Origin of the sequence: Pseudomonas sp. Irchel 3F3, from assembly GCF_900187545.1 — a bacterium.
GTDB classification, from domain to species: domain Bacteria; phylum Pseudomonadota; class Gammaproteobacteria; order Pseudomonadales; family Pseudomonadaceae; genus Aquipseudomonas; species Aquipseudomonas fortuita.
The window spans coordinates 21,677-45,928 of the sequence record NZ_FYDS01000008.1 but is presented as its reverse complement, the minus strand read 5'-3'; the positions used below and the strand labels follow the sequence as shown (position 1 = coordinate 45,928).

General features: G+C 62.8%; 25 protein-coding genes and 1 tRNA gene. 9 read left to right on the top strand and 17 right to left on the bottom strand.

All coding sequences use genetic code 11. From position 1 onward, the window contains the following. Positions 1-75 precede the first annotated feature (75 nt). Both CKW35_RS18630 and CKW35_RS18625 read right to left on the bottom strand, forming a co-directional pair. A complete protein-coding gene (locus CKW35_RS18630) occupies positions 76-1,800 on the bottom strand; it encodes a fumarate reductase/succinate dehydrogenase flavoprotein subunit (RefSeq protein WP_095116582.1) in 1,725 nt (574 codons plus the stop codon). Further along, positions 1,797-2,546: a GntR family transcriptional regulator gene (locus CKW35_RS18625; protein ID WP_016484361.1), complete on the bottom strand. Its 750-nt coding sequence runs from the start codon at positions 2,544-2,546 to the stop codon at positions 1,797-1,799. The genes CKW35_RS18630 and CKW35_RS18625 overlap by 4 nt, the downstream gene beginning before the upstream one ends. Before the next feature lie 198 nt (positions 2,547-2,744). Here CKW35_RS18625 and CKW35_RS18620 point away from each other — a divergent pair. The 3 genes from CKW35_RS18620 to CKW35_RS18610 all read left to right on the top strand — a co-directional run bounded on the left by CKW35_RS18620 (position 2,745) and on the right by CKW35_RS18610 (position 5,317). Then, positions 2,745-2,821 (top strand) — tRNA-Arg (locus tag CKW35_RS18620). A 161-nt stretch (positions 2,822-2,982) separates the two neighbouring features. Then, entirely contained in the window at positions 2,983-4,713 is a 1,731-nt protein-coding gene (locus CKW35_RS18615; RefSeq protein ID WP_095116580.1) for a dipeptidase, read from the top strand. 166 nt (positions 4,714-4,879) lie between these two features. Beyond that, positions 4,880-5,317, top strand: a complete 438-nt coding sequence (locus CKW35_RS18610; RefSeq protein ID WP_016484359.1) for a CBS domain-containing protein — start codon at positions 4,880-4,882, stop codon at positions 5,315-5,317. Positions 5,318-5,323: 6 nt separating this feature from the next. On the opposite strand, the gene CKW35_RS18605 is transcribed toward CKW35_RS18610, so the two are convergent. The 3 genes from CKW35_RS18605 to CKW35_RS18595 form a co-directional block, all read right to left on the bottom strand. Then, positions 5,324-5,962, bottom strand: a complete 639-nt coding sequence (locus CKW35_RS18605; RefSeq protein WP_023048232.1) for a hypothetical protein — start codon at positions 5,960-5,962, stop codon at positions 5,324-5,326. Between the two features lie 69 nt (positions 5,963-6,031). Then, entirely contained in the window at positions 6,032-6,274 is a 243-nt protein-coding gene (locus CKW35_RS18600; protein WP_016484357.1) for a DUF2789 domain-containing protein, read from the bottom strand. A 60-nt stretch (positions 6,275-6,334) separates the two neighbouring features. Beyond that, positions 6,335-6,793 carry an aminoacyl-tRNA deacylase gene (locus CKW35_RS18595; protein ID WP_016484356.1) on the bottom strand — a complete coding sequence of 153 codons (459 nt, stop codon included), beginning with the start codon at positions 6,791-6,793 and terminating at the stop codon, positions 6,335-6,337. Positions 6,794-6,890: 97 nt separating this feature from the next. Between CKW35_RS18595 and CKW35_RS18590 the strand changes: the two genes are divergently transcribed. Together CKW35_RS18590 and CKW35_RS18585 are read left to right on the top strand one after the other, a co-directional pair. After that, complete coding sequence (locus tag CKW35_RS18590; RefSeq protein WP_023048233.1) at positions 6,891-8,237, top strand: nodulation protein NfeD; 1,347 nt, start codon at positions 6,891-6,893, stop codon at positions 8,235-8,237. A 2-nt stretch (positions 8,238-8,239) separates the two neighbouring features. Then, positions 8,240-8,995: a slipin family protein gene (locus CKW35_RS18585; protein WP_095116578.1), complete on the top strand. Its 756-nt coding sequence runs from the start codon at positions 8,240-8,242 to the stop codon at positions 8,993-8,995. 76 nt (positions 8,996-9,071) lie between these two features. On the opposite strand, the gene CKW35_RS18580 is transcribed toward CKW35_RS18585, so the two are convergent. From CKW35_RS18580 to abc-f, 3 genes are all read right to left on the bottom strand, one after another. Continuing rightward, positions 9,072-9,704: a LysE family transporter gene (locus CKW35_RS18580; RefSeq protein WP_095116576.1), complete on the bottom strand. Its 633-nt coding sequence runs from the start codon at positions 9,702-9,704 to the stop codon at positions 9,072-9,074. Positions 9,705-9,902: 198 nt separating this feature from the next. Then, a complete protein-coding gene (locus CKW35_RS18575) occupies positions 9,903-10,490 on the bottom strand; it encodes a mechanosensitive ion channel family protein (RefSeq protein ID WP_016484352.1) in 588 nt (195 codons plus the stop codon). After that, positions 10,490-12,400 carry a ribosomal protection-like ABC-F family protein gene (gene abc-f / locus CKW35_RS18570; protein WP_024717580.1) on the bottom strand — a complete coding sequence of 637 codons (1,911 nt, stop codon included), beginning with the start codon at positions 12,398-12,400 and terminating at the stop codon, positions 10,490-10,492. Before abc-f ends, CKW35_RS18575 begins: the two co-directional genes overlap by 1 nt. 50 nt (positions 12,401-12,450) lie before the next feature. Between abc-f and CKW35_RS18565 the strand changes: the two genes are divergently transcribed. After that, on the top strand, positions 12,451-12,933 hold the full coding sequence (locus CKW35_RS18565) for a TIGR02444 family protein (protein ID WP_095116574.1): 483 nt from the start codon (positions 12,451-12,453) through the stop codon (positions 12,931-12,933). On the opposite strand, the gene CKW35_RS18560 is transcribed toward CKW35_RS18565, so the two are convergent. Further along, positions 12,909-13,970, bottom strand: a complete 1,062-nt coding sequence (locus tag CKW35_RS18560) for an AlgP family protein (protein ID WP_095116572.1) — start codon at positions 13,968-13,970, stop codon at positions 12,909-12,911. The genes CKW35_RS18565 and CKW35_RS18560 overlap by 25 nt on opposite strands. Positions 13,971-14,149: 179 nt before the next feature. Here CKW35_RS18560 and CKW35_RS18555 point away from each other — a divergent pair, with 179 nt between their 5' ends. Continuing rightward, positions 14,150-14,788 (top strand): FKBP-type peptidyl-prolyl cis-trans isomerase, encoded by a 639-nt coding sequence (locus CKW35_RS18555; RefSeq protein WP_023047973.1) that lies wholly within the window; start codon positions 14,150-14,152, stop codon positions 14,786-14,788. A 9-nt stretch (positions 14,789-14,797) separates the two neighbouring features. On the opposite strand, the gene CKW35_RS18550 is transcribed toward CKW35_RS18555, so the two are convergent. The 7 genes from CKW35_RS18550 to CKW35_RS18520 form a co-directional block, all read right to left on the bottom strand. Further along, positions 14,798-15,268, bottom strand: coding sequence for an Rsd/AlgQ family anti-sigma factor (locus tag CKW35_RS18550; protein WP_016484347.1), 471 nt, complete (start codon positions 15,266-15,268; stop codon positions 14,798-14,800). Positions 15,269-15,499: 231 nt separating this feature from the next. After that, positions 15,500-16,006 (bottom strand): disulfide bond formation protein B, encoded by a 507-nt coding sequence (locus tag CKW35_RS18545; protein WP_016484346.1) that lies wholly within the window; start codon positions 16,004-16,006, stop codon positions 15,500-15,502. A gap of 219 nt (positions 16,007-16,225) precedes the next feature. Further along, entirely contained in the window at positions 16,226-17,464 is a 1,239-nt protein-coding gene (locus CKW35_RS18540) for a heme biosynthesis protein HemY (protein WP_016484345.1), read from the bottom strand. Further along, on the bottom strand, positions 17,461-18,561 hold the full coding sequence (locus tag CKW35_RS18535; protein WP_016484344.1) for a uroporphyrinogen-III C-methyltransferase: 1,101 nt from the start codon (positions 18,559-18,561) through the stop codon (positions 17,461-17,463). The genes CKW35_RS18540 and CKW35_RS18535 overlap by 4 nt, the downstream gene beginning before the upstream one ends. Before the next feature lie 45 nt (positions 18,562-18,606). After that, entirely contained in the window at positions 18,607-19,374 is a 768-nt protein-coding gene (locus CKW35_RS18530) for a uroporphyrinogen-III synthase (protein WP_016484343.1), read from the bottom strand. After that, positions 19,371-20,312 carry a hydroxymethylbilane synthase gene (hemC, locus tag CKW35_RS18525; protein WP_095116570.1) on the bottom strand — a complete coding sequence of 314 codons (942 nt, stop codon included), beginning with the start codon at positions 20,310-20,312 and terminating at the stop codon, positions 19,371-19,373. The genes CKW35_RS18530 and hemC overlap by 4 nt, the downstream gene beginning before the upstream one ends. Before the next feature lie 197 nt (positions 20,313-20,509). Next, positions 20,510-21,253 carry a LytTR family DNA-binding domain-containing protein gene (locus tag CKW35_RS18520; RefSeq protein ID WP_016484341.1) on the bottom strand — a complete coding sequence of 248 codons (744 nt, stop codon included), beginning with the start codon at positions 21,251-21,253 and terminating at the stop codon, positions 20,510-20,512. Positions 21,254-21,549: 296 nt separating this feature from the next. Between CKW35_RS18520 and argH the strand changes: the two genes are divergently transcribed. Beyond that, positions 21,550-22,944 carry an argininosuccinate lyase gene (argH, locus tag CKW35_RS18515; RefSeq protein ID WP_016484340.1) on the top strand — a complete coding sequence of 465 codons (1,395 nt, stop codon included), beginning with the start codon at positions 21,550-21,552 and terminating at the stop codon, positions 22,942-22,944. A gap of 138 nt (positions 22,945-23,082) precedes the next feature. Here argH and CKW35_RS18510 read toward each other — a convergent pair whose 3' ends face one another. Then, positions 23,083-23,745 (bottom strand): glutathione S-transferase, encoded by a 663-nt coding sequence (locus CKW35_RS18510; RefSeq protein ID WP_060518117.1) that lies wholly within the window; start codon positions 23,743-23,745, stop codon positions 23,083-23,085. A 148-nt stretch (positions 23,746-23,893) separates the two neighbouring features. On the opposite strand from CKW35_RS18510, the gene CKW35_RS18505 reads away from it, so the two are divergent. Then, complete coding sequence (locus CKW35_RS18505) at positions 23,894-24,196, top strand: hypothetical protein (RefSeq protein ID WP_016484338.1); 303 nt, start codon at positions 23,894-23,896, stop codon at positions 24,194-24,196. The last annotated feature ends 56 nt before the right edge of the window (positions 24,197-24,252 follow it).

Genomic DNA, 24,252 nt, shown 5'->3' with positions numbered 1-24,252 from the left:
GGGTGCAGACTTCACCGCCGATGCAGTACCTGTGGGAGCCGGCTTGCCGGCGATTGGGCTGCGAAGCAGCCCCATTCACGCTGCATCAGCCTTCACCCGCAACCGGTCATAAGCGGTCTGCTCATCGGCTTCCAGGGCAATCAGGTAGGGTTCGACAGCCTTCTTGAAACTGGTCATTTCACCGTTCTCACCTTTTTTCAGGTGGCAATGGCAAAACCACTCGCCATCGTTGCGCTCAGGGAAATCCACCCGGTGGTGGTACAACCCCCACCGACTTTCCTCGCGGAACAGCGAGGCGCGCGCCGCCATCTCGGCGCAGTCGCGAATCACTGACACTTCCATCGCACGCATCAGTTCATGAGGGTTGCTGGCTTTCATCTGCTCAAGGTCACGCTCGATCTCGGCAAAGCGCGCCAGGCCAATTTCCATCTTCTTGGTCACCTTGGGCGGCTGCAGGTAATCGTTGACCATGCGCCTGAGCTTGTACTCGACCTGGGCGGGCGGCAGGCCATGCTCACGCTGCAGCGGGGCAAACACCCGCGCGCGCTCGCGCTCCACCTGTGCGGCATCAACCTCGGCGAGTTCGCGCCCGGCCACGTAGTGCGCGGCGTTTACGCCGGCGAACCAGCCATAGGTAAAGGCGCCGAGCATGTAGTTGTGCGGCACCGCAGCCATATCGCCTGCGGCATACAACCCTTTGACGCTGGTTTCGGCCTTTTCATTGACCCACACGCCAGATGCCGAATGCCCGGAGCAAAAACCGATTTCGGAGATGTGCATTTCGACCATGTGCTGGCGATAGTCGGTGCCACGCCCGGCGTGGAACTGGCCACGGCTGGGGCGCTCGTTGCTGTGCAGGATCTCTTCGATATTCTGGATGGTCTCTTCGGCCAGGTGATCAAGCTTGAGGAACACCGGGCCATTGCCGCCTTCGAGCTCCTGGTGGAACTCCCACATCATCTGGCCGCTCCAGTAGTCGCACTCGATGAAGCGCTCACCCTTGCTGTTGGCGGTGTACCCACCCAGCGGACCGGTAACGTAGGCACAGGCCGGGCCGTTGTAGTCCTTGATCAGCGGGTTGATCTGGAAGCACTCGAGGTTGGCCAGCTCGGCACCTGCATGGTAGGCCATGGCGTAACCGTCGCCGGCGTTGGTCGGGTTCTCGTAGGTACCCATCAAATAGCCTGACGACGGCAGGCCCAGCCGCCCGGCGGCGCCACAGGCCAGAATCACCGCCTTGGCCCGCACCACGCGAAACTCGCCGCTGCGGCAGTCGAAGCCCAGCACACCCGCGGCGGCGCCTTCGCCATCGAGCAGCACACGGGTGCAGACCATACGGTTGCTGATCTCGACCCGGGCACGCTTGAGCTGGCGGTACAACACCTTCTTGATGTCGTGCCCTTCGGGCATGGGCAACACGTAGGCGCCCATGTGGTGAACCTTTTTCACCGCGTAGTCGCCCGTCTCGTCCTTCTCGAACTTCACGCCCCAGCGGTCGAGCTGCTCGATGGTTTCAAAACTGTGGGTAGCGTAGGCATGCACCGTGGCCTGGTTGACGATACCGTCATTGGCTACGGTGATCTCCTTGGTGTACTGCTCGGGGGTGGCGTGGCCGGGGATAATGGCGTTATTCAGCCCGTCCATGCCCATGCTGATCGCGCCGCTGCGCTTGACGTTGGCCTTGTCCAGCAGCAGCACGCGCAGGCTTTTGTCCTGCTCCTTGGCCTTGATCGCCGCCATTGGCCCGGCGGTGCCGCCACCGATGACGATGATGTCGTAGTCCTGGGTCTGGATGCTCATGCCTTGCCCCCCTTCTGACGGTCAATGCGCAGGCGGTACTGGAAGGCATCGCCGCGGTAGTAAAGGTGTTCGAAGTCCAGTGGCGTGCCATCGGCAGCATGGGTCAGGCGCTCGATGCGCATGATCGGGGAGCCTTCTTCAACATCCAGGGCCTGAGTCAGGTCGCTGTCGGCCAGCACCGCATCGATGGCCAGGTCGGCATGGCCAAGGGCGATGCCGCAGTCGTTTTCCAGCAACAGGAAGATGTCGCGGGTGACCAGGTCGGCCTTCTCCAGTTTTTCGCCGACAGCCTTGGGCAGCCAGGTCAGTTCAAGCGATACCGGCTCGCGGTTGATCAGCCGCACCCGGCGGATCTCGGTCACCAGGCTGCCCTCCTCGACCTGCAGCCGGGCGGCCACCAAAGCGTTGGCCGGCACATGGCGCAAGCTACGCAGGCGGTTGATCACCTCGTAGCCCATCTGCGTCATCGACTCACCCAGGCCCTGCAGGGTACTGACGTTCTGGAACGCCTTGGGCTTGGCGACGAATGTGCCTTTGCCGTGGATCTTGAAGATCAACCCTTCCTTCTGCAGGTCGCCCAGCGCCTGGCGCACGGTGATGCGGCTGACGTCGAAAGCCTTGCCCAGCTCGCTTTCAGACGGCATGCGGCTGTGCGGTGGATAAGTGCCGTCGAGGATGCGCTCGCGCAGCAGTTCCTTGAGCTGGGTGTAGAGCGGTACCGGGGACAGGGGGAGCAGTTCGGCCATGGGATCTCTTCGCTGATCGGTTACTTGTTATAACAAGTTGTGACCAGAGGATAGTGGGCATAAACCGGCTAGCGGAAATATTCATTTCGCATATGGATAGATGAAATCCTGGTTGTCGGTGCTGGCAACAGAGGAAAAAAGGCCACAGATCAAGGCGATGGACGCCACCGATTCAGATGGGTATCATGCGTGCGCGTTGCACTCGTAGCTCAGCTGGATAGAGTACTGCCCTCCGAAGGCAGGGGTCGTGGGTTCGAATCCCGCCGAGTGCGCCATATCAAAAAAGCCCTGGGCCTTGGCCCGGGGCTTTTTCGTTTGTGCGACATGTCGCGTTTCTGGTACTCCCGTGCCACGGGTCATTGGTGTTAGCGTGGGCGTCTTCCCGTTTTCTGACGGGTAACCCATGACAATGACTGGCGAAGGAATGCGCGCAACCATGCACCTGAAAAAACTCACCGCCACCACCCTGCTGCTGGCCAGCATCGGTCTGTTCACCCAGCCGGCCCAGGCCAACCTCTCCCAACAGCAGTCCGCTGCCATCGTCAAAGCCTTCGACGGCAGCAACCCAAGCGACTTCAGGCAGTTCCTCGACAAGCTCAAAGGCAGCGAGCAAGCCAAGGCCGACAACCTTGAGGCAACCCTCGATGCCTACCTGGCCAACAAGCCATTGGCCGCCGAGCAACAAGACGAAATCAACCGCCTGCTCGGCCTGTATACCCGCATCAAGTATGGCAAGGCCGCTACCGAAACCCTGCGCGAGCTGGTAGCCATCCCCACCTTCAACATCGAGGGTACGCCGCAGTACGAGAACCCCGAGTTCCTCAAGATTGCCGACAAGATCAAGGCCCTGGCCGACAGCTTCGGCCTGGCCTTCCGCAACATCGACAACCGGGTGTACGAGATTTCGCTCGGCAGCGGCAAGGAAGTGATCGGTATACATGCCCATGCCGACGTTGTGCCGGTCAACCCGGACAACTGGAAGCTGGCCGACGGCACCCGCCTGGACCCGTTCAAAGTCACCCTGGTGGGCGACCGCATGTACGGTCGCGGCACCGAAGACGACAAGAACGGCATCGTGGTGGCAATGTACGCGTTGAAAGTGGCCAAGGACGAAAACCTGCCACTCGCCCGGCAGTTCAAGCTGCTGATCGACACCACCGAAGAAACCAGCGGTGATGCCATCCCCTACTACTTCGAACGCAACCCTACCCCCGAGTACAACCTGGCCCTGGACGGCGGCTACCCGGTGGTGATCGCCGAGAAAGGCTACGGCACGGTCATGGCCAGCTTCAGCAAGCGCCAGGCCAGCGGCAAAGGTGCTGAAATCGTCAACCTGACCGGCGGCCTGGCCACCAATCAGATCCCGACCACATCGGTAGCCACCCTGAACGCCGACAACCCTGCACAGCTGGCCAAACACCTGCAGCAGGCTGGTGCCAAATATGTGAAGCAGCATGGGGGCGACTTCAGCATCGACGCCAAGGCCGATGGCAAACAGGTACTGCTCACCGTGACCGGTGTTTCTGCCCACTCCTCGGAACCGGAGTCCGGGGTCAACCCGGTGGCGCGCATGCTCGACTTCATCAATGGCCTCGGCCAGCAGGTGCCGCTCAAGCACAACCACTTCACCGACGCCGCCCGCTACGCTGCTGACAACTGGGGCCTGGACTACCTGGGGAACAAACTGGGCGTGGCGTTCAAGGACGCGTTCATGGGCCCGCTGACTGCATCGCCAACCTTTGTAGGAGTGGATGACAAAGGCCTGAAACTGGCGGTGAACCTGCGCATTCCCAAGGGCAAGCCGATTGCCACGATCAAGGACGAGCTGGTTGGCAAGCTGGGCAACTGGACCCATAAGAGCCATATCTCGGTGGCATTCGACTACAGCCTGGATGAGCCGATGTACCGCAACCCCGAAGGCGAGTGGGTCAAGGCCCTGCTGGCTGTAGCCAGCGAGAACCTGGGCATGAAGCATGAGTTCGGTACCTCGGCCGGTGCAACCTCGGTGCACGACCTGCCCAACGGCGTGCAGTTCGGCCTTGCCATGCCGGATGTGAAATACACCGGGCACAACGACAATGAGTTCAAGACCGTAGAGCAGTTCATGCTCGACCTGCAGGTAGTGAGCGAAATGGTGGCGCGGATCGGGCAGATGCCGAAGCTTTGATAGGCAGGGCCGGCCTTCGCGGCTTTAGCCGCGAAGGCCGGCACAGGCGGACACCCATGACGTTTTTCAATCGACTCCATGCCGTTTCCTGCATTGCCGTGCAGAGCGCCGTGCCGGATGCTTTAGTTACTCCGAGACAGCGCTTTTTTCACCCGCAGAGGCCCGTATGAAGACCGTCGAACAAATCCTCAAGACCAAGTCCCAGCACCAGACCGTATACACCATCGGCCCGGATGACTCGGTGCTTGACGCCCTGAAAATGCTGGCGGAGAAAAACGTCGGTGCGTTACCCGTGGTCGAGGGCAACCAGGTGGTGGGTATCGTCAGTGAACGGGACTATGCGCGCAAACTGGTACTCAAGGGCCGCTCTTCCGCCGCCACCCCGGTGCGCGAAATCATGAGTGCACCCGTGGTCACCGTGGAGCCAAAGCAGAAGCTCGATTTCTGCATGAACCTGATGACCGACCGTCACCTGCGTCACCTGCCGGTGGTCGACAACGGCAAACTGCTCGGCCTGCTGTCCATCGGCGACCTGGTCAAGGAAACCATCACCGAACAGGCCAGCCTGATTCGGCAACTGGAGCAGTACATCCGCGGCGAATGACGCCCCTCAATGGTAGGCGCGCTCAAGCTCATCCAGTTGATGGTCGAAGCTGCGAAGGCGTGCCGACCAGGTGTACACCAGCACTTCCAGGTCACGGTTGACCACTGCAGTATTGCCATGGCCACTGCAGGTGGGCTCGCCCAGGTCCAGCTGGTAGCGTTCACGGGCCATGGCCTGGGCCACGCTGGACAGGTCGCGGGCATTGGCCAGCCAATGGTGATGGTGGTCATGGATTTCACGGTCGAGCACCCGGCACTGGCGCTTCAAGGCATCAAGGCTCTGCTCCAGCGGTGTCCCCTTGAGCTCGCCCATGACTTCTTCGAACGTGCGGCCGGAATGCCAGTAGCTGCCCCAGAAATAGCGGTCGAATACCGTCTCGACGCGGCGTAGTGCCACCTTGGTGTTCCAGATGGTCAGCAACGTTCGCCCCTGAATCACTTCGCGCTTGTTCAGGTGCAACTGCTGCCAGGCGATCCAGGTCAGCGCCACCAATACCACCGCCACGGTGACAGCCGCAGCCGCATACAGGAAGTGCACCGCCTGGTTCATCTGTTGCGTCTGCCTGATGCCATAGAAGTAACTGGCCGTCAGGGTGCCCAGGATCGTCACGGAGCACCAGAAGCCTGGTGCATAGGGATCTTTCATCGCGCTATCCCCTTATTGTTTTCCTGAGCATAGCAACGGCCAATCACTCGTCAGGTGCCGCTCGGCGCTTTATTTTTTGCGGGGATGCAGCGCTTCGTTCAGCTGGTCGATCATGGGTATCCAATCAGCGTCGGCGGTGTAGCTTTCCTTGAGAAAAGCGCGTTGAGAGTCGTTCCAGAATGGCGCGTCCACCAATTTCACATCCTCATCGAGCGGTGAATGGGTGGTGATGAAACGATCGATTTCTACCGGGTCGTCGGGAAGACCCAATTGTTTGAAAATTTCCGAAAATGGATGAATCGGCTTGTCCATGGTTCCTCCTGGGCACCAGTCTGGGCATCGACGACGCCAGACTGGTATAGGTTGAGAGCATCAGCACAGCTCGCGCACTTCGGCGTGCGGCACCAATTTCATGTACTGCTCCATGCTCATGTGGATCAGGTGATCGTGGTCACCCGCCTCCAGATAGACATCGCCCTGGCGTGTAAGACTCGGATCAAGCAACATTTTTATCTGGTAGGCGTCGCCAAGGGCCGGCACGGCGCCGCGCTCGCAGTCGCCGAACAGGCTCGGCAGGCCACTTTCGCGGGTCAGTTGCCAGGCCCCGGACATGCGCACCTTGGTCATGTCCAGATGCCGGTTGGCCGGTAGCACGGCCATGATGTAGTTGCCATGGCGGTCATCGAGCATCACCGACTTGGCCACCCGCTCGGCGGGTACGCCGGCCGTGCGCGCCGACTCAAGGCTGGTGGCCGAGTGTGGATGGGGAATGATGTCGTAGTCGCAGTTGGCCTTGTCCAGGCGGGCCTGCAGGGTCTTTGCCATACGCATGATGCACCTCCGGTTTCACCCCCAATCTGTAATTTTAGGCGGGGTAACGCCAACCAGGGCTAAACTTGTGTAATAGGGGCAAACGAGGTGACGACAGGTGATCGCCCGCTGCTGGCGCTGGCTGTTGCTGCTGTTACTGCTTGGCATCACGCCAGGTGGCCAGGCAGCGCCCGGTGCAGTGTGGGTGCTGGGCATCGATGATGCCATCGGGCCGGCCAGCGCCGACTACCTGATTCGCAGCCTCGGGCAGGCCCAGGCACAGGGCGCGCAACTGGTGGTGATCCGCATGGACACCCCCGGTGGCCTGGACAGCGCCATGCGTCAGATGATCAAAGCGATTCTCGCCAGCCCCGTGCCGGTTGCCACTTACGTCGCCCCGAGCGGTGCCCGCGCTGCCAGCGCCGGCACCTATATTCTCTACGCCAGCCATGTCGCCGCGATGGCCCCCGGGACCAACCTGGGTGCTGCCACGCCGGTGCAGATCGGCGGCCCCCCAGGTGCGCCCAAAGACGACAAGGCCAAGGGCAGCGATGATGAAACCCTGGCACGCAAGCAGGTTAACGACGCCACTGCGTATATTCGCGGCCTGGCGCAGCTGCGCGGGCGCAATGCTGACTGGGCGGAGAAGGCCGTGCGCGAGGCCGTCAGCCTGCCTGCCAGCGAGGCCTTGCGGCTGAATGTGATCGACCAGGTCGCCGATGACCTGCCCGCCCTGCTGCGCAAGCTCGATGGCAAAACGCTGGTGGTCGCTGGCCAGCCACGCCAGCTGCACACCGCCAGTGCCAGCCTGGTGGAGCACCTGCCGGATTGGCGCACACGGGTACTGGCGGTCATCACCAACCCCAGCGTGGCGCTTATTCTGATCATGATCGGTGTGTACGGGCTGCTGTTCGAATTCATGAGCCCCGGGTCTACGGTGGGTGGTGTGGTCGGTGGTATCTGCCTGCTCTTGGCACTTTACGCCCTGCAGCTGTTGCCGGTGAGCTTCGCCGGGGTGGCGCTGATAGTGCTGGGTATCGCCTTCATGATCGCCGAAGCCTTTCTGCCCAGTTTCGGCGTGGTCGGTTTTGGCGGCATCGTGGCCTTTGTGGTCGGCGCGCTGATCCTGATCGATACCGATGCACCCGGTTTCGGCATCCCGCTGGCCTTGATAGGCACCCTGGGAGTGCTTTCGGCGCTGCTGATCGGCGGCGTGCTGGGCATGGCCCTCAAGGCACGTCAACGGGCACTGGTCAGCGGTGACGCCGGCCTTGTCGGCAGCCTGGTTCCCGTCACCCAGGTGATGGCAGGCAACCCGCTGCGTGGCGTCGTGCTGGCCCAAGGCGAACAATGGCAAGTGCAGTGCGCAACGCCGCTGCAAGCTGGCCAGAACGTGCGGGTGACCGCACGCCATGGCGTGATGCTGGACGTGAGCCCCGCCGCGCCTGCGGTGCAAGGAGAATGACCATGTTCATGCAAGTTGGTTTTGGTGCCGTGCTGATCGTGCTGGCGATGCTGTTGCTGTCGGCGTTTCGCATCCTGCGCGAGTACGAGCGCGGTGTGGTGTTTCAGCTGGGGCGCTTTTGGCAGGTAAAGGGGCCGGGGTTGATCCTGTTGATCCCGGTGATCCAGCAAATGGTGCGGGTCGACCTGCGCACGGTGGTGCTGGATGTACCACCCCAGGATGTAATCACCCGCGACAACGTCTCGGTCAAGGTCAACGCGGTGCTCTACTTCCGCGTGCTCGACCCGCAAAAGGCGATAATCCAGGTGGAGGACTTTCTGGTAGCGACCAGCCAGTTGGCCCAGACCACGCTGCGTGCGGTGCTGGGCAAGCACGAACTGGATGAGCTGCTGGCCGAACGTGAGCAACTGAACGGGGACATTCGCCATGTGCTGGACGCGCAAACCGACGCCTGGGGCATCAAGGTGGCCAACGTCGAGATCAAGCATGTCGACCTCAACGAATCGATGGTACGCGCCATCGCCCGGCAGGCTGAAGCCGAACGCGAACGGCGGGCCAAGGTGATCCATGCCGAGGGGGAGTTGCAGGCGTCAGAGAAGCTGATGCAGGCGGCGCAAATGCTGGGCAAGGAACCGGGGGCAATGCAGTTGCGCTATATGCAGACGCTGGGGGCTATTGCGGGGGACAGGACCTCGACCATTGTCTTCCCGATGCCGGTGGACTTGCTGACGGGGTTGGTAGCCAAGCAGAACAAATAAAGGCCGCTACGCAATCCCTGTAGGCGCAGCACAAGGCTGCGCCTACAGAGTCTGTGTTTGCGACCCCGTGGCCCGATCAGATCGGCGCGCGACGCAGGGTAGCGAGGAAGGTCGCCGCCCCAATGAACAACCCGGCAAAAGTCCGGTTCAAACGCTTCTGCTGCTTGGGCGTACGCAGCAGGCGCAATACCCGCGAAGCCAAGCCGGTGTACCCCGCCATCACCAGCATGTCCACACTGATCATCGTCACAGTGATCGCCACATACTGCGGCAACAGCGGTGCATGCGGATTGATGAACTGCGGCAGCACCGCCAGCATGAACACCAGCGCCTTGGGGTTGCTGACGTTGACCAGGAACCCGCGGAACACCAGGCTCAGCGGTTTGCCGATAGGGCGCACGCCGGACTCATCGGACATGTCCATCGGCAAGGCGCGCCATTGCTTGTAGGCCAGGTAGAAGAGGTAGGCAACGCCGAACCATTTGATGACCTGGAAGGCCGTGGCCGAGGCGGCCAGGATGGCGCCGACGCCGGCGGCAATGATGGCGATTTGCACAATCAGGCCCAGTTGCAGGCCCAGGGCGTTCCAGTAGCCACGCCAGAAGCCGTATTGCAGGCCGCTGGACATCGAGGCAATCGCCCCGGCACCGGGTGACAGGCTGATCACCCAACAGGCGGCAAAGAAGCCCAGCCATACTTCCATCGACATCACACACCTCGCTCGAACATTTGTTGCAAATCGTTAAGCTAAGGTTTTGGTGAAAAAATAACCAGCGATTTCTGATGGATTTTTGGGGCCTGTGCCGGCCTCTTCGCGGGCGCGCCCGCTCCCACAAGTACAGTGCAGTTTCAGACCCTGCGGGATACCTGTGGGAGCGGGCATGCCCGCGAAGGGGCCAGTACAGGTTCAGTCAGCTTCGGCAGCTGTTTCTTTGTGCAAGGCCTGCACCTCGGCCCCGCGCCAGCGCCGTACCGACTTCTGGAAGAACTGGCTATTGGGCACCTGCACCAGCGCCCCGCCCGCATCGGGCATTTCCAGCAAGGTGGTAAACAGCAGGTTGATGGCGATCACCCGGCCTTTCACCCCCGGTTTGTCCAGCGTGTCGACCAGCTCGACCACATCACCGATGCGAAACGGCCCGACCGTGAAGATCAGCACCGCGCACAGCAGGTTGGACAGCACGCTCCACATGGCGAAGAACGCCACCGCCGCCACCGCGACAAAGCCGGACAACGCCGTCCACAGCACGGTCGCCGAAACGCCCAGGCGCTCGAGCACGAACAGCAGCGCGCTGCCCATGATCAGCCAGCGCAGGCCACCACGCACCGGTACCAGCAGTTCTGGCGGCAGCGGGTAACGCTGGCCCAGGCGGCTCAACCCACGCGCAACGATGCGCTGCAGGACGAAAGCCGCGACCAGGATCAACAGAATCTGCAAGCCCAGCCAGAACGTGTCCATCCATTGCCCTGGCAGCAGCGAACGCAGTTCCTCCATCAGGACAGCGCCTCGAGTTCGGCCTGCATGCTTTCGAGGGTTTCCAGCGCTTCCATCCAGGCTTCTTCCAGCTCACCTTCGCGTTGCTTGAGCTTGGTCTGGCGCGCCAGCAGGTCACGCAACTCGTCCTTGCGCGCCGCCTCGTAGAGGCCACCGTCACCCAGCGCGGTCTCGATCTCGGCCAGTTGCACATGCACCTGGTTGAGCTCGGTTTCCAGCTTGTCGGCAGCTTTCTTGTGCGGTGCCAGTTGCTGGCGCAAGGCCGCGGCAGCTTGACGCTGGGCTTTCTTGTCGGTCTTGTCCGGGTTGACCGGGGCGGTACTGACCGGCGCACTGCGCTGGCGGTACTCGACCAGCCAGCGGCTGTAGTCGTCCAGGTCTCCGTCGAAGGTTTCGACCTTGCCGTCGGCCACCAGCAAAAAGTCGTCGGTCGTGCTCTTGAGCAGGTGACGGTCGTGAGACACCACCACCACGGCACCGGCAAACTCCTGCAACGCCATGGTCAGCGCCAGGCGCATTTCCAGGTCAAGGTGGTTGGTTGGTTCATCGAGCAGCAGCAGGTTTGGCCGTTCCCAGGCAATCAGCGCCAGCGCCAGACGGGCCTTTTCGCCACCGGAAAAGTTCACAACCGGCTCGTCGGTGCGAGCGCCATGGAAGTCGAAGCCACCGAGGAAGTCGCGCAGGGTCTGTTCGCGCTCGGTGGGGGCAATACGCTGCAGGTGCAGCAGCGGGCTGGCCTTGTCGTCCAGCGAGTCCAGCTGGTGCTGGGCAAAGTAGCCAACAGCCAGGTTCTCGCCACGTACCAGGCGGCCGGACAACGGCTCCAACTCACCCGCAAGGTTCTTGATCAGGGTCGACTTGCCGGCGCCGTTGGGCCCGAGCAGGCCAATGCGCGCACCTGGGGTGAGCTGCAGCTTGACCTTGTCGAGGATGGCCGTGTCGCCATAACCCAGGCGGCCTTCGGACATGCTCAGCAACGGGCTGGAGATTTTCTGCGACTCACGGAAGACGAAGTCGAACGGCGAGTCGACATGCGCCGCCGACAGCTCCTCCATGCGCTCCAGGGCCTTGATCCGGCTTTGTGCCTGGCGGGCCTTGGTGGCCTGGGCCTTGAAACGGGCGATGTACTTTTCCATGTGCGCGCGCTGCGCCTGCTGCTTCTCGTAGGCCTGCTGCTGCTGCGCCAGGCGTTCGGCACGGGTGCGCTCGAAGGCGGTGTAACCACCCTTGTACAGGTTCAGCTTGCGCTGTTCGACGTGCAGCACGTGGTCGACCACCGCGTCGAGGAAGTCACGGTCGTGGGAGATCAGCAACAGTGTGCCGGGGTAGCCTTTGAGCCAGTCTTCCAGCCACAGGATGGCGTCGAGGTCCAGGTGGTTGGTGGGCTCGTCGAGCAGCAGCAGGTCGGACGGGCACATCAGAGCCTGGGCCAGGTTCAGGCGCATCCGCCAGCCGCCGGAAAAGTCGCCGACGCGGCGGTCCATCTGCTCGTTGGTGAAGCCCAGCCCAGCCAGCAATTTGCGCGCACGGGCATCGGCGGTATAGCCGTCGGCGCCTTCCAGCTCACTGTGCAGGCGCGCCAGGGCGGTGCCATCGTGCGCCTGCTCGGCCGCGGCCAGTTCGGCCTGGACCTTGCGCAGGCGCGCATCGCCGTCGAGCACATAGTCCACGGCCAGGCGGTCGAGGGTGTCGACCTCCTGACGCATGTGGGCGATGCGCCAGTCGCCAGGCAACAGGCAATCGCCGCCATCGGGCGACAGCTCACCGCGCAGCAAGGCGAACAGGCTGGATTTTCCGGCGCCGTTGGCGCCGATCAGGCCGGCCTTGTGACCGGCGTGCAGGGTCATGTCGGCGCCGTCTAGCAAGCGCTGCGGACCACGCTGTAAAGTGAGGTTGGATAGTCTGATCATGATGGTCGCGGAGTCTACCAGCTTCCTCGGCCCATAGCGCGAGTGGAACCATGTACACCGACCTGTGGAATTACGCTTTGGCCCTGTATGCCAGGCCTGGCGTGGAAGCAGCCTGCCTTGAGCTGCAGGCGCAGGGTGGCGATGTTTGCCTGCTGCTATGCGCAACCTGGCTGCAAGCACGTGCTGTGGCTGTGCTGGAGGAGCGCGTGCAAGCACTGCACGAAATGGCCGAGCCGTGGCAGCGCGAAGTGGTCACTCCACTCCGCAGCCTGCGCCAGCAATGGCGAGCGGCAGCGTTGGGAGATACGCATCTGGCGTCGTTGCGTGAACAGGTGAAGGGGCTGGAGTTGCAGGCAGAAAGAGCTTTGCTGGAGCGCTTGCAGGAATTCGCCCAAAAGTGGCCCGCAGGCTCCAGGGAGCCCACGGACGACTGGCTGGCCCGGCTGGCGCCGGCCCCTGTCCGACACCACGACGCGCTGGATCAGTTGCGCGTCGCGGCGACTGCGCTTCAGGACGCCGAAGAGGGTGCCTGAGCCGGGGTGCTGGCGGGTGCCGACGGCGCTGCCGACGAGGCCGGGTTGGCCGAGTTGGTTGCTGCAGCCGGGGTGCTGGCGGCTGGCGCAGCAGGTTTGGCGTCGGCTGGCTTGCTGGCAACAGGCTTGGCGGCAGCTGGCTTGGCGGCCGTGCGTGCTGGAGCCTTGGCAGCAGCTGGTTTAGCAGCGGATTTCGCGGCAGCAGCTTTGGCTGGCGCTGGCTTGGCGGCAGGTCTGACAGCGGCAGCAGGCTTGGCGGCAGCAGTGGCTTTGGCCGCTGGCTTGGCTGCAGCAGTAGCCTTGGCAGCTGGCTTGGCCGCAGGTTTGGCTGCAGCAGTAGCCTTGGCAGCCGGCTTGGCGGCAGGTTTAGCTGCAGCAGTAGCCTTGGCAGCCGGCTTGGCGGCAGGTTTGGCAGCAGCAGTAGCCTTGGCAGCCGGCTTGGCGGCAGGTTTGGCAGCAGCAGTGGCCTTGGCAGCTGGCTTGGCGGCAGGTTTGGCAGCAGCAGCGGACCTGGCAGCTGGCTTAGCGGCAGGTTTGGCAGCAGCCGTGGACCTGGCAGCTGGCTTAGCGGCAGGTTTGGCAGCAGCAGTGGACCTGGCAGCTGGCTTGGCAGCAGCAGGCTTGGTGGTTTTGGCGGCACGCAGGTCAAGGGCCTTGGCGGCTGCTTCGCGAACTTTGCCTACACCTTGGGCCAGCTTGAGGCTGTCCTGAGCGTCGCGCTTGAGTTGCTGGATATAAGTACGGGTCTGGGTTTGGCGTTCCTTGAGGGAATCGAGTAGCTCTTCAAGTTCGCCAACGGCTTTTTGCGCTTTGGTCTGCGCCTTGGCTTTACCCGCCTTGGCGGCATCCTGCAGTTTCAGGCGACCGGTGTGCAGTTTTTCCTGGGCCTTGCCACGCTGCTTTTCCAATTTGGCCAGCAGTTTTTCCGCATCAGCCAGCGCTTGCGAGCAGGCATCTTCCAAGTGTTCGAGCAGGCTGCCCGAAAGTTGCTGGAGCAGGTGTAACGGCGTACTTACTGGCTTCTTTTTGGCCGACATGGTTTACCTCCTGGCTGACGAGATTGCGGCTCATACTATGCTTCTGCTGCTACCGCCGCTAGGGCATGTTGACAGTAATATTTACGCCGCGTTGCATGCCTGGGCAAAGTTGTTATCTTGCAGCTGCGTGAAAGTGTAGTTGCTGAATTAATCATTGCTGATATTTGGGAGTCAGGGCATTGCCTCGATATCTTGTATTAGGTTTATGCCTGCTGGTGCCAGTTGCAATGGCCGACAGCAACGACCATGACCTTGCCTACAGCCTGGGGGCCAGCCTGGGTGAGCGCCTGCGCCAGGATATGCCTGGCCTGCAACTGGACGCACTGGTCGAAGGCCTGAAGCAGTCCTATCAGGGGCAACCCTTGAAGCTCGACAAGGCACGTATGCAAGCGGTGCTGCAGCAGCACGAAGCGAGGGAAGGTGACGCCGCCACGCAGAAGTTGCAGGCAGCCGAAACGCGCTTCATGGCCAACGAGCGTGGCCGTTATGGGGTACGCGAACTACCGGAAGGTGTGCTCTACAGCGAGCTGCAGCCAGGCACTGGCGCCCAGCCCAAAGCGGGCGGCAAAGTGCAGGTACGTTATGTGGGCAGGCTGCCGGATGGCTCTGTGTTCGACCAGAACCAGGCGCCCCAGTGGTTCAGCCTGGACTCGGTGATCGAAGGGTGGCAGGTGGCCTTGCCAAGGATGCACGCCGGGGCCAAATGGCGCCTGGTAATTCCGTCGGCGCAGGCCTATGGCGCGCAAGGCGCGGGTGACCTTATCGCACCGTATACACCCCTGGTGTTCGAGATCGAATTGCTGGCGGTTGGCGACTGACGTCAACTCTCACGCCTGGACTGCTCCCTCTTCCTTGTGTGCGTTGTGCAGCACCTCGATCAGGCAGTCTTCAAGTTCGAAGCGCTCGTGCAACAGCCCGCCCAACTTGCCCAGCTTTTCGGCGAAGCGTTCGGTGTCCTTGCACTCACCCTTGGTGCATTGGTCATTGAAGGCCAGTGCGACCTGGGTACTGTCGTTGATCCGTGGGTTGAGTTCTTCAGCCAGCTTCAGCGCTTTCTCGTCTCCGAAAGCCTTGGCCTCGCTGACCAGCTGCTCGCAAACTTCGAAGTGCCACGCCGAAACGTAGTCGACCAGAAGTGCGCAAAAGTCTCCGTTGGTGTCCTTGTCGGCAAAGGCTGGCTTCAAATCGCGCAAGCCGCGGAAAGCCTGCACCAGTTGCCGGCGCTCCTCCAGCCAACGGTCGATCAGCTTGTGAACCCCACCCCAGCGTTCCTGGGCGTTCTGACAACTATCGAGCATGGCGATCTCTTCCCTTCTGGGTAGATGCCGCTGCACCCCGCACCACAACCGTGCGGCACAAAGGTGACATCAGCAGGACGGCATCGAGCAGTTGTATTTTCGGTATGCGTGCTGGGAGATTATTCCCACGCGTGCTGCCCATCAAGGTACGCAGCAGACAAAGTTCATACAAGTGTTTAATCCCCTGTTACATCACCATTGGTCGCGGTAATGACGTGGCCTTGCTTCAGGTCATGCTCGTGCCAGGGTGCGGAAACGATACGCCAGCAGGTAACTCAGGGGCAGCACCGCCAGAAGCAGGAAGGCCAACAGGCTCCACTCCGGTAACGTCAGGTCGAGAAAGCTCCAGGTCAGCGAGCTGCAATCAGGCCCACCCAGCAGCAATTGCCGTGCTGCCTCAGCCCAGGATTGCTCGAACACCCGCCCGATCGGCACCGGGCAAACATGAATGACACCCTCAGCGCCCTGCACCCAGACATGCCGTGCTGCCAGCAAAGCGCCCGCCAGCGAGCAGCCCAGTACCCCCTGCGCATAACGAACGGTACCCTGCGTGCCCGGTGCCTGCAGCACGGCTGCGAGGCACAGGAGCGCGTACACACCAAGCAACAAACGCTGGCTGAAGCACAATGGGCACGGCACCAGCCCCACTGTGGTTTCCAGGCGCAAAGACGCAACCAGCACCGCCAGTGCGACCAGGCAGGCAGGAAGGAAAAAGGTGCGCAAACGGGCCGGCAGCATGGACGTTGAAGATCCGCAAGAAGTGGTGACTTGAAACGGTAGAGGAAAGACACGCTTTGTTTCAAGGCACGACAACAACGACAAGTCCCTGAATCGCGTAGGAAATTTCCAGCGATGCAGTAGGAAGCACCTGAAGAAAGGGACTGCTGATAGCGCTGGCCGCAAGAGATAAATTACCCGCCCCCACAGCCCGCACCTTGGCGCGGGCTGTGGGGTGGGTCAGGCGCGTACGCCTTCTGGCAAAGGCAGCGCCAGCAGGCGTTCGTCCAGCAGGCCAAGGCCCTCCTGGAACAGCTGGTTGCTGCGCTCGGTCTCGCCAAGACCCGCGAGCAGGCGGGCCAGTTCGGCGCAAGCCTCGGGGTTGCGCTCCATGCGCAGGCTGCTTTCCAGGTAGTCTCGCGCCTTGCCCCACAGGCGGTTCTGCAGGCTCAGCCGGCCCAGGGTCAGCAGCAGGCTGGCATCTTGCGGGTGCTCTTTGAGCCAACCTTCAGCAGTTTGCAGCTGGCGCGCCGGGTCATCACCGCGCACCAGGCCGTACAGCCGGGCCAGGTGGCTTTCGTATTCACGCTTGAGGGCGGTGCGCAGCACTTGCTCGGCCTCGCCTTGGGCACCCACCTGGCGCAATTGCTCGGCGTAAGCCAGCACCAGTTGCGGCTCCTGGCGCTGGGCCGTGGTCAGCTGCTGCCAAGCGCGTTCCAAGGCCTGACGTGCAGTTTGCGCGTCCTCGCCACGGGTGGTGGCCAGGCTTAGGTTCTGGCCCCAGGCACGTTGCTCCAGGGCGGCCAGCTCGGCGGCCGGCAGCACCTTGCCCTTGCGCAGATCTGGCAGCAGGCGGATCAGTGCCGACCAGTCACCACGCTCCAGGTGCAGGCGCTGCAGCAGGCGCAGCACCTGGGTGTTGTGCGGGTGGCGCTCCTGCATGGCCAACAGGGTTTCCAGGGCGCCATCATTTTCACCACGGTCCATCTGCAACTGCGCATGGGTCAGGGCAATGGCCAGTTCTGCTTGCGGCTGACGCTCCAGGGCGCGCTCCAGCAGGTTGTCGCTGTCTTCGGTGCGGCCTTGCTCGTTGGCAGCGCGTGCGGCGCCGAGGTAGTACAGCAACGGTTGGCGCTCGGCCTCGGCGGCACGTTGCAAGTGGCGTTGAGCACTGGCCCAGCGGCCCTCGGCAAGGTCAAGCTGGCCCTGTTCGATGGCCAGGCGAATGCGCCGGCTGCGGTTACGCCGCGACCACGGGTTGACCACGCCGCTGGAGGTTAGCACCAGGCCGACCAGATAACGCAACAACCACAACAATGCGACCACGGCCAGCAGGCCGGCCAGTGCCGCCCACAGCCCCGATTGATAGCGGAAGCTTCCATAGGAAAGCAGTACGTAGCCGCTGTGTTTGGCGACCGCGATACCCAGCGCCGCGGCAATCACGATGGCCAGCACGGCCAGCAGGTAGACACGCTTCATGGCTTGCCCCCTTCAGCCTCGGCCGGCAGGTGACGGCGCTGAATGTAGGCCTGCACGGCCGCCAGGCTTTCGCTGAGGTCGGGGGTAACCACCGACACCGGCTGATCGGCCAAGGCATTGAGGCTGTCGAGCATGGCCTTGCTTTGCGGGTTGTCGGCGTTGAAGTTGGCCAGCAAGACGCTGCGAGCGTCGTCCAGCGCCTGGGTGTAGACCTTGGCGTCACCATTGAGGGCCGCCCACTGGGCCTGCTCGATGGTCAGGCTCAGGGCCAGGCGCAGCTGATTCAGCTGCTGCCCAGCCAGCAACGGCCGCACGTTTTCGTCAGCGTTGAAGTCGATCTGGAAGTACTTGGAGATTTCTGCCCACCACTGCGACAGCCGGCTGGCACCATCGCCGTCAGCGGTCAGGGCGCCCAAGGCATCGGCATTGCTGTCGAACTCGGGCGATTGCGCGCTCAGCTGCTGTACCTGCTCACGTTGAGCAGCCAGTTTCAGGAACAGGCCGGTACGGTCCGGTTGCTGGGTGCTGCTGAGCGTGGCCAAGCTGCGCGCCAGTTGCTCGCGGGCCGCGAAAGCACCCGGGTCGCTCTGCTCGCGCAGGATCTCGTCGGCGCCTTCGACCAGTGCCTTGGCGCTGGTGATGTCCTGCAAGGCCGACAGGCGCAGGGTCGCCAGGCGTAGCAGGTGCTCGGCTTCCGCCAGGCGCCACTCCTTGCGGCTCTCTCCCAGCACGGTTTCCAGGCGCTGGCTGAGGCGCTGCTGGTCACCCTGCAGCTGCGCCACCAGGCGCCGACGGTCTTCCAGCTCGCTGGCAGCCGGCAGGCTGGCCAGTTGCGCGCTGATCTGCTGTTCGCGCTGCTGCAGGGCTTCGGCGCGCTGGTTCAGCGCCTCGATGTGCTGGCCCTGATTGAACTCGCTGCCTTGCAGTTGACGCACCTGCCAGACACCCCAGCCACCTACGGCCACCCCGGCCGCACCCAGCAGCAAGGCCAGCGCTGCCAGGCCACTGCCGGAGCGCTTGGCAGGTGGGGCGGTGACGGGTTCCGCCGGCGCCTGTGCCGACGGCTGATCGTTATTGGACAAGACAGTCTCGCTCACGTATCCATCCTTTGCATGGGGGCGCATCGCGTTCAGCTTAGCGCCTTAAGAAGCAGGTGCAGCGCTGCGCTGCACGGCTGCCAGCAAGGCCGTGGCACTGGCGCCACGGCAATCCACAACCTGTTGGGCCCCGGCGGCCCTGGCCTGTTCGGCTACCCGCGGGCTGGGCACGAACAACGGCAGGCGTGCCAGCTGCGGCCAATCGGCGCCGGCCAGCTGCTGCAAATGTTCAAAACCCTGCCCACTGCTGACCACCAGGCCATTGAGGCGTTCCGCTTCGATGCGGCGCTTCAGGGTGCCTGCGGGGTAAACCGGCAGGCAGCGACGATACAGTTCCAGATATTCGACACTAGCACCTTGCTCGGCAAGACGCTCTGCCAGCAGTTCGCGACCTCCGACGCCGCGAACGACCAAGACACGCGCTGCGGGCACGGCAACTGCCTGAAGCAGGGCCGGTAGTGCCAGCAAGGCTTCGCTATCATCGCCACGCGACGGAGTGCTCACCGCCAGCCCGGCCCCTTGCAGCACCGCAGCGGTTGCCTCACCCACGGTGAACCAGCCTTGCCGAGGCGGCTGCGTGCCGGCTTTGGCCAGATGCTCAAGCAGCAACCGGGCAGCCGGCTTGCTGACAACGATGATCGCCTGAAAGCCATGCAGGCCCTCCAGAAGCAGTCGTTGCCGGGGCTCTGCGGTGACGGGCTCTATCGCCAGCAGCGGCAGGCAGCTGCTGCCCACCCCCGCTGCCGCCAGGCTTTGCGCCAGTGCCGCACAATCCTCGGCAGGCCGGGTCAGCAACAGGCGCCATTGGCTCACGGGTGGCCGGCCTCGCCGTAGACTTCCTTGAGGATGGCCTCGGCACCTTGGTCAAGCAGGTCTTCGGCCACCTGTACACCCAGGGTCTCGGCAGCAGCACGGGGGGCACGGGCATCGGCCACCAGCAGGGTACCGCCGCTAGGCTGGCCGACCAGGCCTCGCAGCCACAGCTGGTTACCTTCGAGTACCGCGTAGCAGGCGATCGGCACTTGGCAGCCGCCATTCAGGCGTTTGTTCAGGGCGCGTTCGGCCACCACCCGGTCGGCGGTGTCGGCATGGTGCAGCGGCGCCAGCAGTGCATGGATCTCGACGTCCGCGCTGCGGCACTCGATGCCTACCGCGCCCTGGCCCCCAGCTGGCAGGCTGTCGTCAACGCTGATGGTGGCGGTGATGCGGTCTTCGAAGCCCAGGCGGATCAGGCCGGCGGCGGCGAGGATGATGGCGTCGTACTCGCCGGCGTCCAGCTTGGCCAGGCGAGTGTTGACGTTGCCACGCAGAAAGCGGATTTGCAGGTCCGGGCGGCGCGCCAGCAACTGGGCCTGGCGGCGCAGGCTGGAGGTACCGACGATGCTGCCGGCAGGCAGCGCTTCAAGGCTGTCAAAGGTATTGGAAACGAACGCATCACGCGCGTCTTCGCGCTCGCAGATGCAGTACAGGCCGAGGCCTTCGGGAAAGTCCATGGGCACGTCTTTCATCGAATGCACGGCGATGTCGGCTTCGTTGTCCAGCAGGGCGGTTTCCAGTTCCTTGACGAACAGGCCCTTGCCGCCAATTTTTGCCAGCGGCGCGTCGAGCAGCTTGTCACCACGACTGACCATGGGCACCAGGGTCACCAGCAGACCGGGGTGGGCCTGCTCGAGGCGGGCTTTGACGTATTCGGCCTGCCATAGGGCCAAGGCACTTTTACGGGTGGCAATGCGGATTTCGCGAGTGGACATGGAACGCCCCGATCCAGAGAAATGCCGCCGATGATAACAGCATCTCCTTTATCGCTTGCAGATGTGGATCAGTTGAGGGCCTCTTCGCGGCTAAAGCCGCTCCCACAGGGTGAAGTGCCGCTCTCCAGGCCTACTCAACCTGTGGGAGCGGCTTTACCCGCGAACAAGGGCGCAGCCCTTGCCATGCGGGCACCGTATCAGAGGGTCTGCATCATCTTGCGCACGCCGGCTACATGCCGGCGGCTGACGGTCAGGGCATCGCCGTCCAGGCCTTTCAGGTACAGTTGAAAGTGCCCCAGCGGGGTGCGCTGCAGGCGTTCGATACGCTCGCGGGCGACCAGCGCATTACGGTGGATGCGCACGAAGCGCTCGCCAAATTCGTCTTCCAGGGCTTTGAGCGGCTCGTCGAGCAGCACTTCCCCGGTTTCATGACGCAAGGTCACGTACTTGTGATCGGCAATGAAGTAGATCACTTGCGGCAAAGGGATCAACTCGATGCCTTTGCGGGTGCGGGCACTGATGTGGCTACGTGGGCCGCCGCCTTCATTGGCCGGCCGGGTAAGCGCCGCCAGCTGGGCGCGGTTGGGTTTTTCGGCCTTGCGCAAGGCATCGCGCAACGCCTGGGCCTGGAAGGGCTTGTTCACATGGCTGAGGGTACTGTCCTTGAATGCCTCGGCACCGTATTCATCATCCCCGGTGCAAAACACCACCGCCGGCGGCGCCTCGCGTTCGCACAGGCGAGCAGCTACCTGCAGGCCATCCAGGCCTGGCAGACCGATGTCCAGCAGGACCACATCGGGCTTGAGGCTTTCGATCAGCGCTAGGGCCTCCTCGCCGTTGGTGGCGCTAGGCTCCAGCACGGTGTAACCCTCCAGTTCGCCGAGCAGCCGGCTGAGGCGTTCACGGCCTTGGGGTTCGTCATCAACGATCAGGACATTCATAATTGCGCTGGATTCCTGAATGAGTCTCGCACAGGTATAGCGTAGACAGGTGTGGTTCGAGCGACACTGCGGTCACGCTCTAGACCGGTGCGATGGCCAAAGATTCACTCGGACGGCAGATTCACCGCCAGTCCTTTGTCCAACTGTAGACGGTCCGTGGAACACTGCCGTTCATTCCTTAAAATCCTTCTCTGCCATTTTCCGGGCATTTCTGTCGACCGGCGCCCTGCGGCAGCCAGCCCAACCCTGCTATTATCGGCGCCACTTTTTCGTTCACGCCTGCAATGAGTGAATCCATGAGCACCGACAAGACCAATCAGTCCTGGGGCGGCCGCTTCAGTGAGCCCGTCGACGCCTTCGTCGCCCGCTTCACCGCCTCGGTCGATTTCGACAAGCGCCTGTACCGCCACGACATCATGGGTTCGATCGCCCATGCCACCATGCTGGCGCAGGTCGGCGTGCTCAGCGATGCCGAGCGCGACACCATCATTGATGGCCTGAAGACCATCCAGGGCGAAATCGAAGCCGGCAAGTTCGACTGGCGCGTCGACCTCGAAGACGTGCACATGAACATCGAAGCACGCCTGACCGACCGCATCGGCATCACCGGCAAGAAGCTGCACACCGGCCGCAGCCGCAACGACCAGGTGGCCACCGATATCCGCCTGTGGCTGCGCGACGAAATCGACCTGATCCTGGCCGAAATCACCCGCCTGCAGCAGGGCCTGCTGGAGCAGGCCGAGCGTGAAGCCGAAACCATCATGCCCGGTTTCACCCACCTGCAGACGGCCCAGCCGGTCACCTTCGGCCACCACCTGCTGGCCTGGTTCGAAATGCTCAGCCGCGACTACGAGCGCCTGGTCGACTGCCGCAAGCGCACCAACCGCATGCCCCTGGGCAGCGCCGCGCTGGCGGGCACCACCTACCCGATCGACCGCGAGCTCACCTGCAAGCTGCTGGGCTTCGAAGCCGTGGCCGGCAACTCGCTGGACGGCGTGTCGGACCGTGATTTCGCCATCGAATTCTGCGCCGCTGCCAGCGTGGCGATGATGCACCTGTCGCGCTTCTCGGAAGAGCTGGTGCTGTGGACCAGCGCGCAGTTCCAGTTCATCGACCTGCCGGACCGCTTCTGCACCGGCAGCTCGATCATGCCGCAGAAAAAGAACCCGGACGTACCAGAGCTGGTACGTGGCAAGAGCGGCCGCGTGTTCGGCGCGCTGACCGGCCTGCTGACCCTGATGAAAGGCCAGCCGCTGGCCTACAACAAGGACAACCAGGAAGACAAGGAGCCGCTGTTCGACGCTGCCGACACCCTGCGCGACTCGCTGCGTGCGTTTGCCGACATGATCCCGGCGATCAAGCCCAAGCATGCCATCATGCGTGAAGCGGCCCTGCGCGGGTTCTCCACCGCCACCGACCTGGCCGACTACCTGGTACGCCGTGGCCTGCCGTTCCGTGACTGCCACGAAATCGTTGGCCATGCGGTGAAGTACGGTGTGGACACCGGCAAGGACCTGGCCGAGATGAGCCTGGATGAACTGCGCCAGTTCAGCGACCAGATCGAGCAGGACGTGTTTGCCGTGCTGACCCTGGAAGGCTCGGTGAATGCCCGTGACCACATTGGTGGTACGGCACCGGCGCAGGTACGTGCTGCCGTTGTTCGTGGCAAGGCGCTGCTGGCTTCCCGTTAAGCCAGCCTCGCTGCCCTGCTTTTTGCAGGAGCAGCCTTGTGCTGCGAAGAGGCCGGTGCAAACACCCTGGATAGAGGGTGTCTGCACCGGCCTCTTCGCAGCACAAGGCTGCTCCTGCAGGTTCAGCGCTAGCTCCGGTTAGCGTTTACCGCTTCGAATCATCTCCATGAAGGCCGGCATCGACGCTTCCTTGTCCGCCACGATCCGCGCCATGTGCGGGTTCTCGCCCATCAGCTGCAGCAACGCCCTGGCCTGCGGGAAGTCCGCCAAAAAGTCGATGTTCAGCACTTTCTTGCCCACCGCATAAGCCAGGTCGACCGAGAAGCAGAACATCAGGTCTGCCAGCGTCAGCTGCTCACCCGCCACATAGGGTGCAAAGCGCCCGTTGCGTTTGAGGGTGGCAAAGCCGGCCAGCAAATCGGCACGCGCCTTCTCTTTGACCAATGGCTCAACCGACATGCCAAAGAACGACTCGGCATAGCAAGTACGCGCCGGCAGCTCGATGTACAGCTCGATTTCCTTGAGCAGTTCGCGCACCTTGGCCTGCCCGAACGGATCGGCCGGCAGCAGTGCCTTGCCGCCCTGAGTCTGTTCGATGTAGTCGAGGATTACACTGGTTTCGCTGAGGAAGCCGTGCTCGGTCTGCAGCACCGGCACCTTGCCCCGTGGGCTCACTTCCAGCGCCTGTGGCGCCTGGCCGCCATAGAAGGTGACTTCTTCGAAGGGCAGGCCTTTTTCCAGCAGGGCCAGCTTGACCATGTTGTAGTAGTTGCTGACCGAGAATCCATGAAGCTTGAGCATGAGGTAACAGCCTCCAGGCCGTAAGGGGTTGGCTGGGCTTTTATAGACCGTACGCCTGTTCCTGACCAGCGTCATGCGCCTCGTCAATGCCCGGGCATTGCCGGTACAGGCGTGGCACACTGTGCATCCCACCACAGGAGTACCGCCAATGAGCGAGCCCACCGACATCGACAATGACGACGACGAAGCCTTCGCCGAGGCAACGCTGACCCAGGCCATCGAGAACCAGATCGAAAGCGGCGAGCCGCCGGCAGCCAAGGCCACTTTCAACAAGCTGACCCTGGTTGGCTGGGAACGTGAAGACATTCTCAACCTGATGGCCCATGTGCTGGCCTTCGAAATTGACAACATGCTGGTGGAAGACCGCGCGTTCAACGGCGAGTGGTACGAGAACGCCCTGCGGGCGCTGCCGGAGCTACCACCTGAGATGGATCAAGGCGAGGACGAATAACCCGACTACACTCGAAGGTCAGGCACCGCAAGCGGTGCCGCCATCCTTGTCTGGAA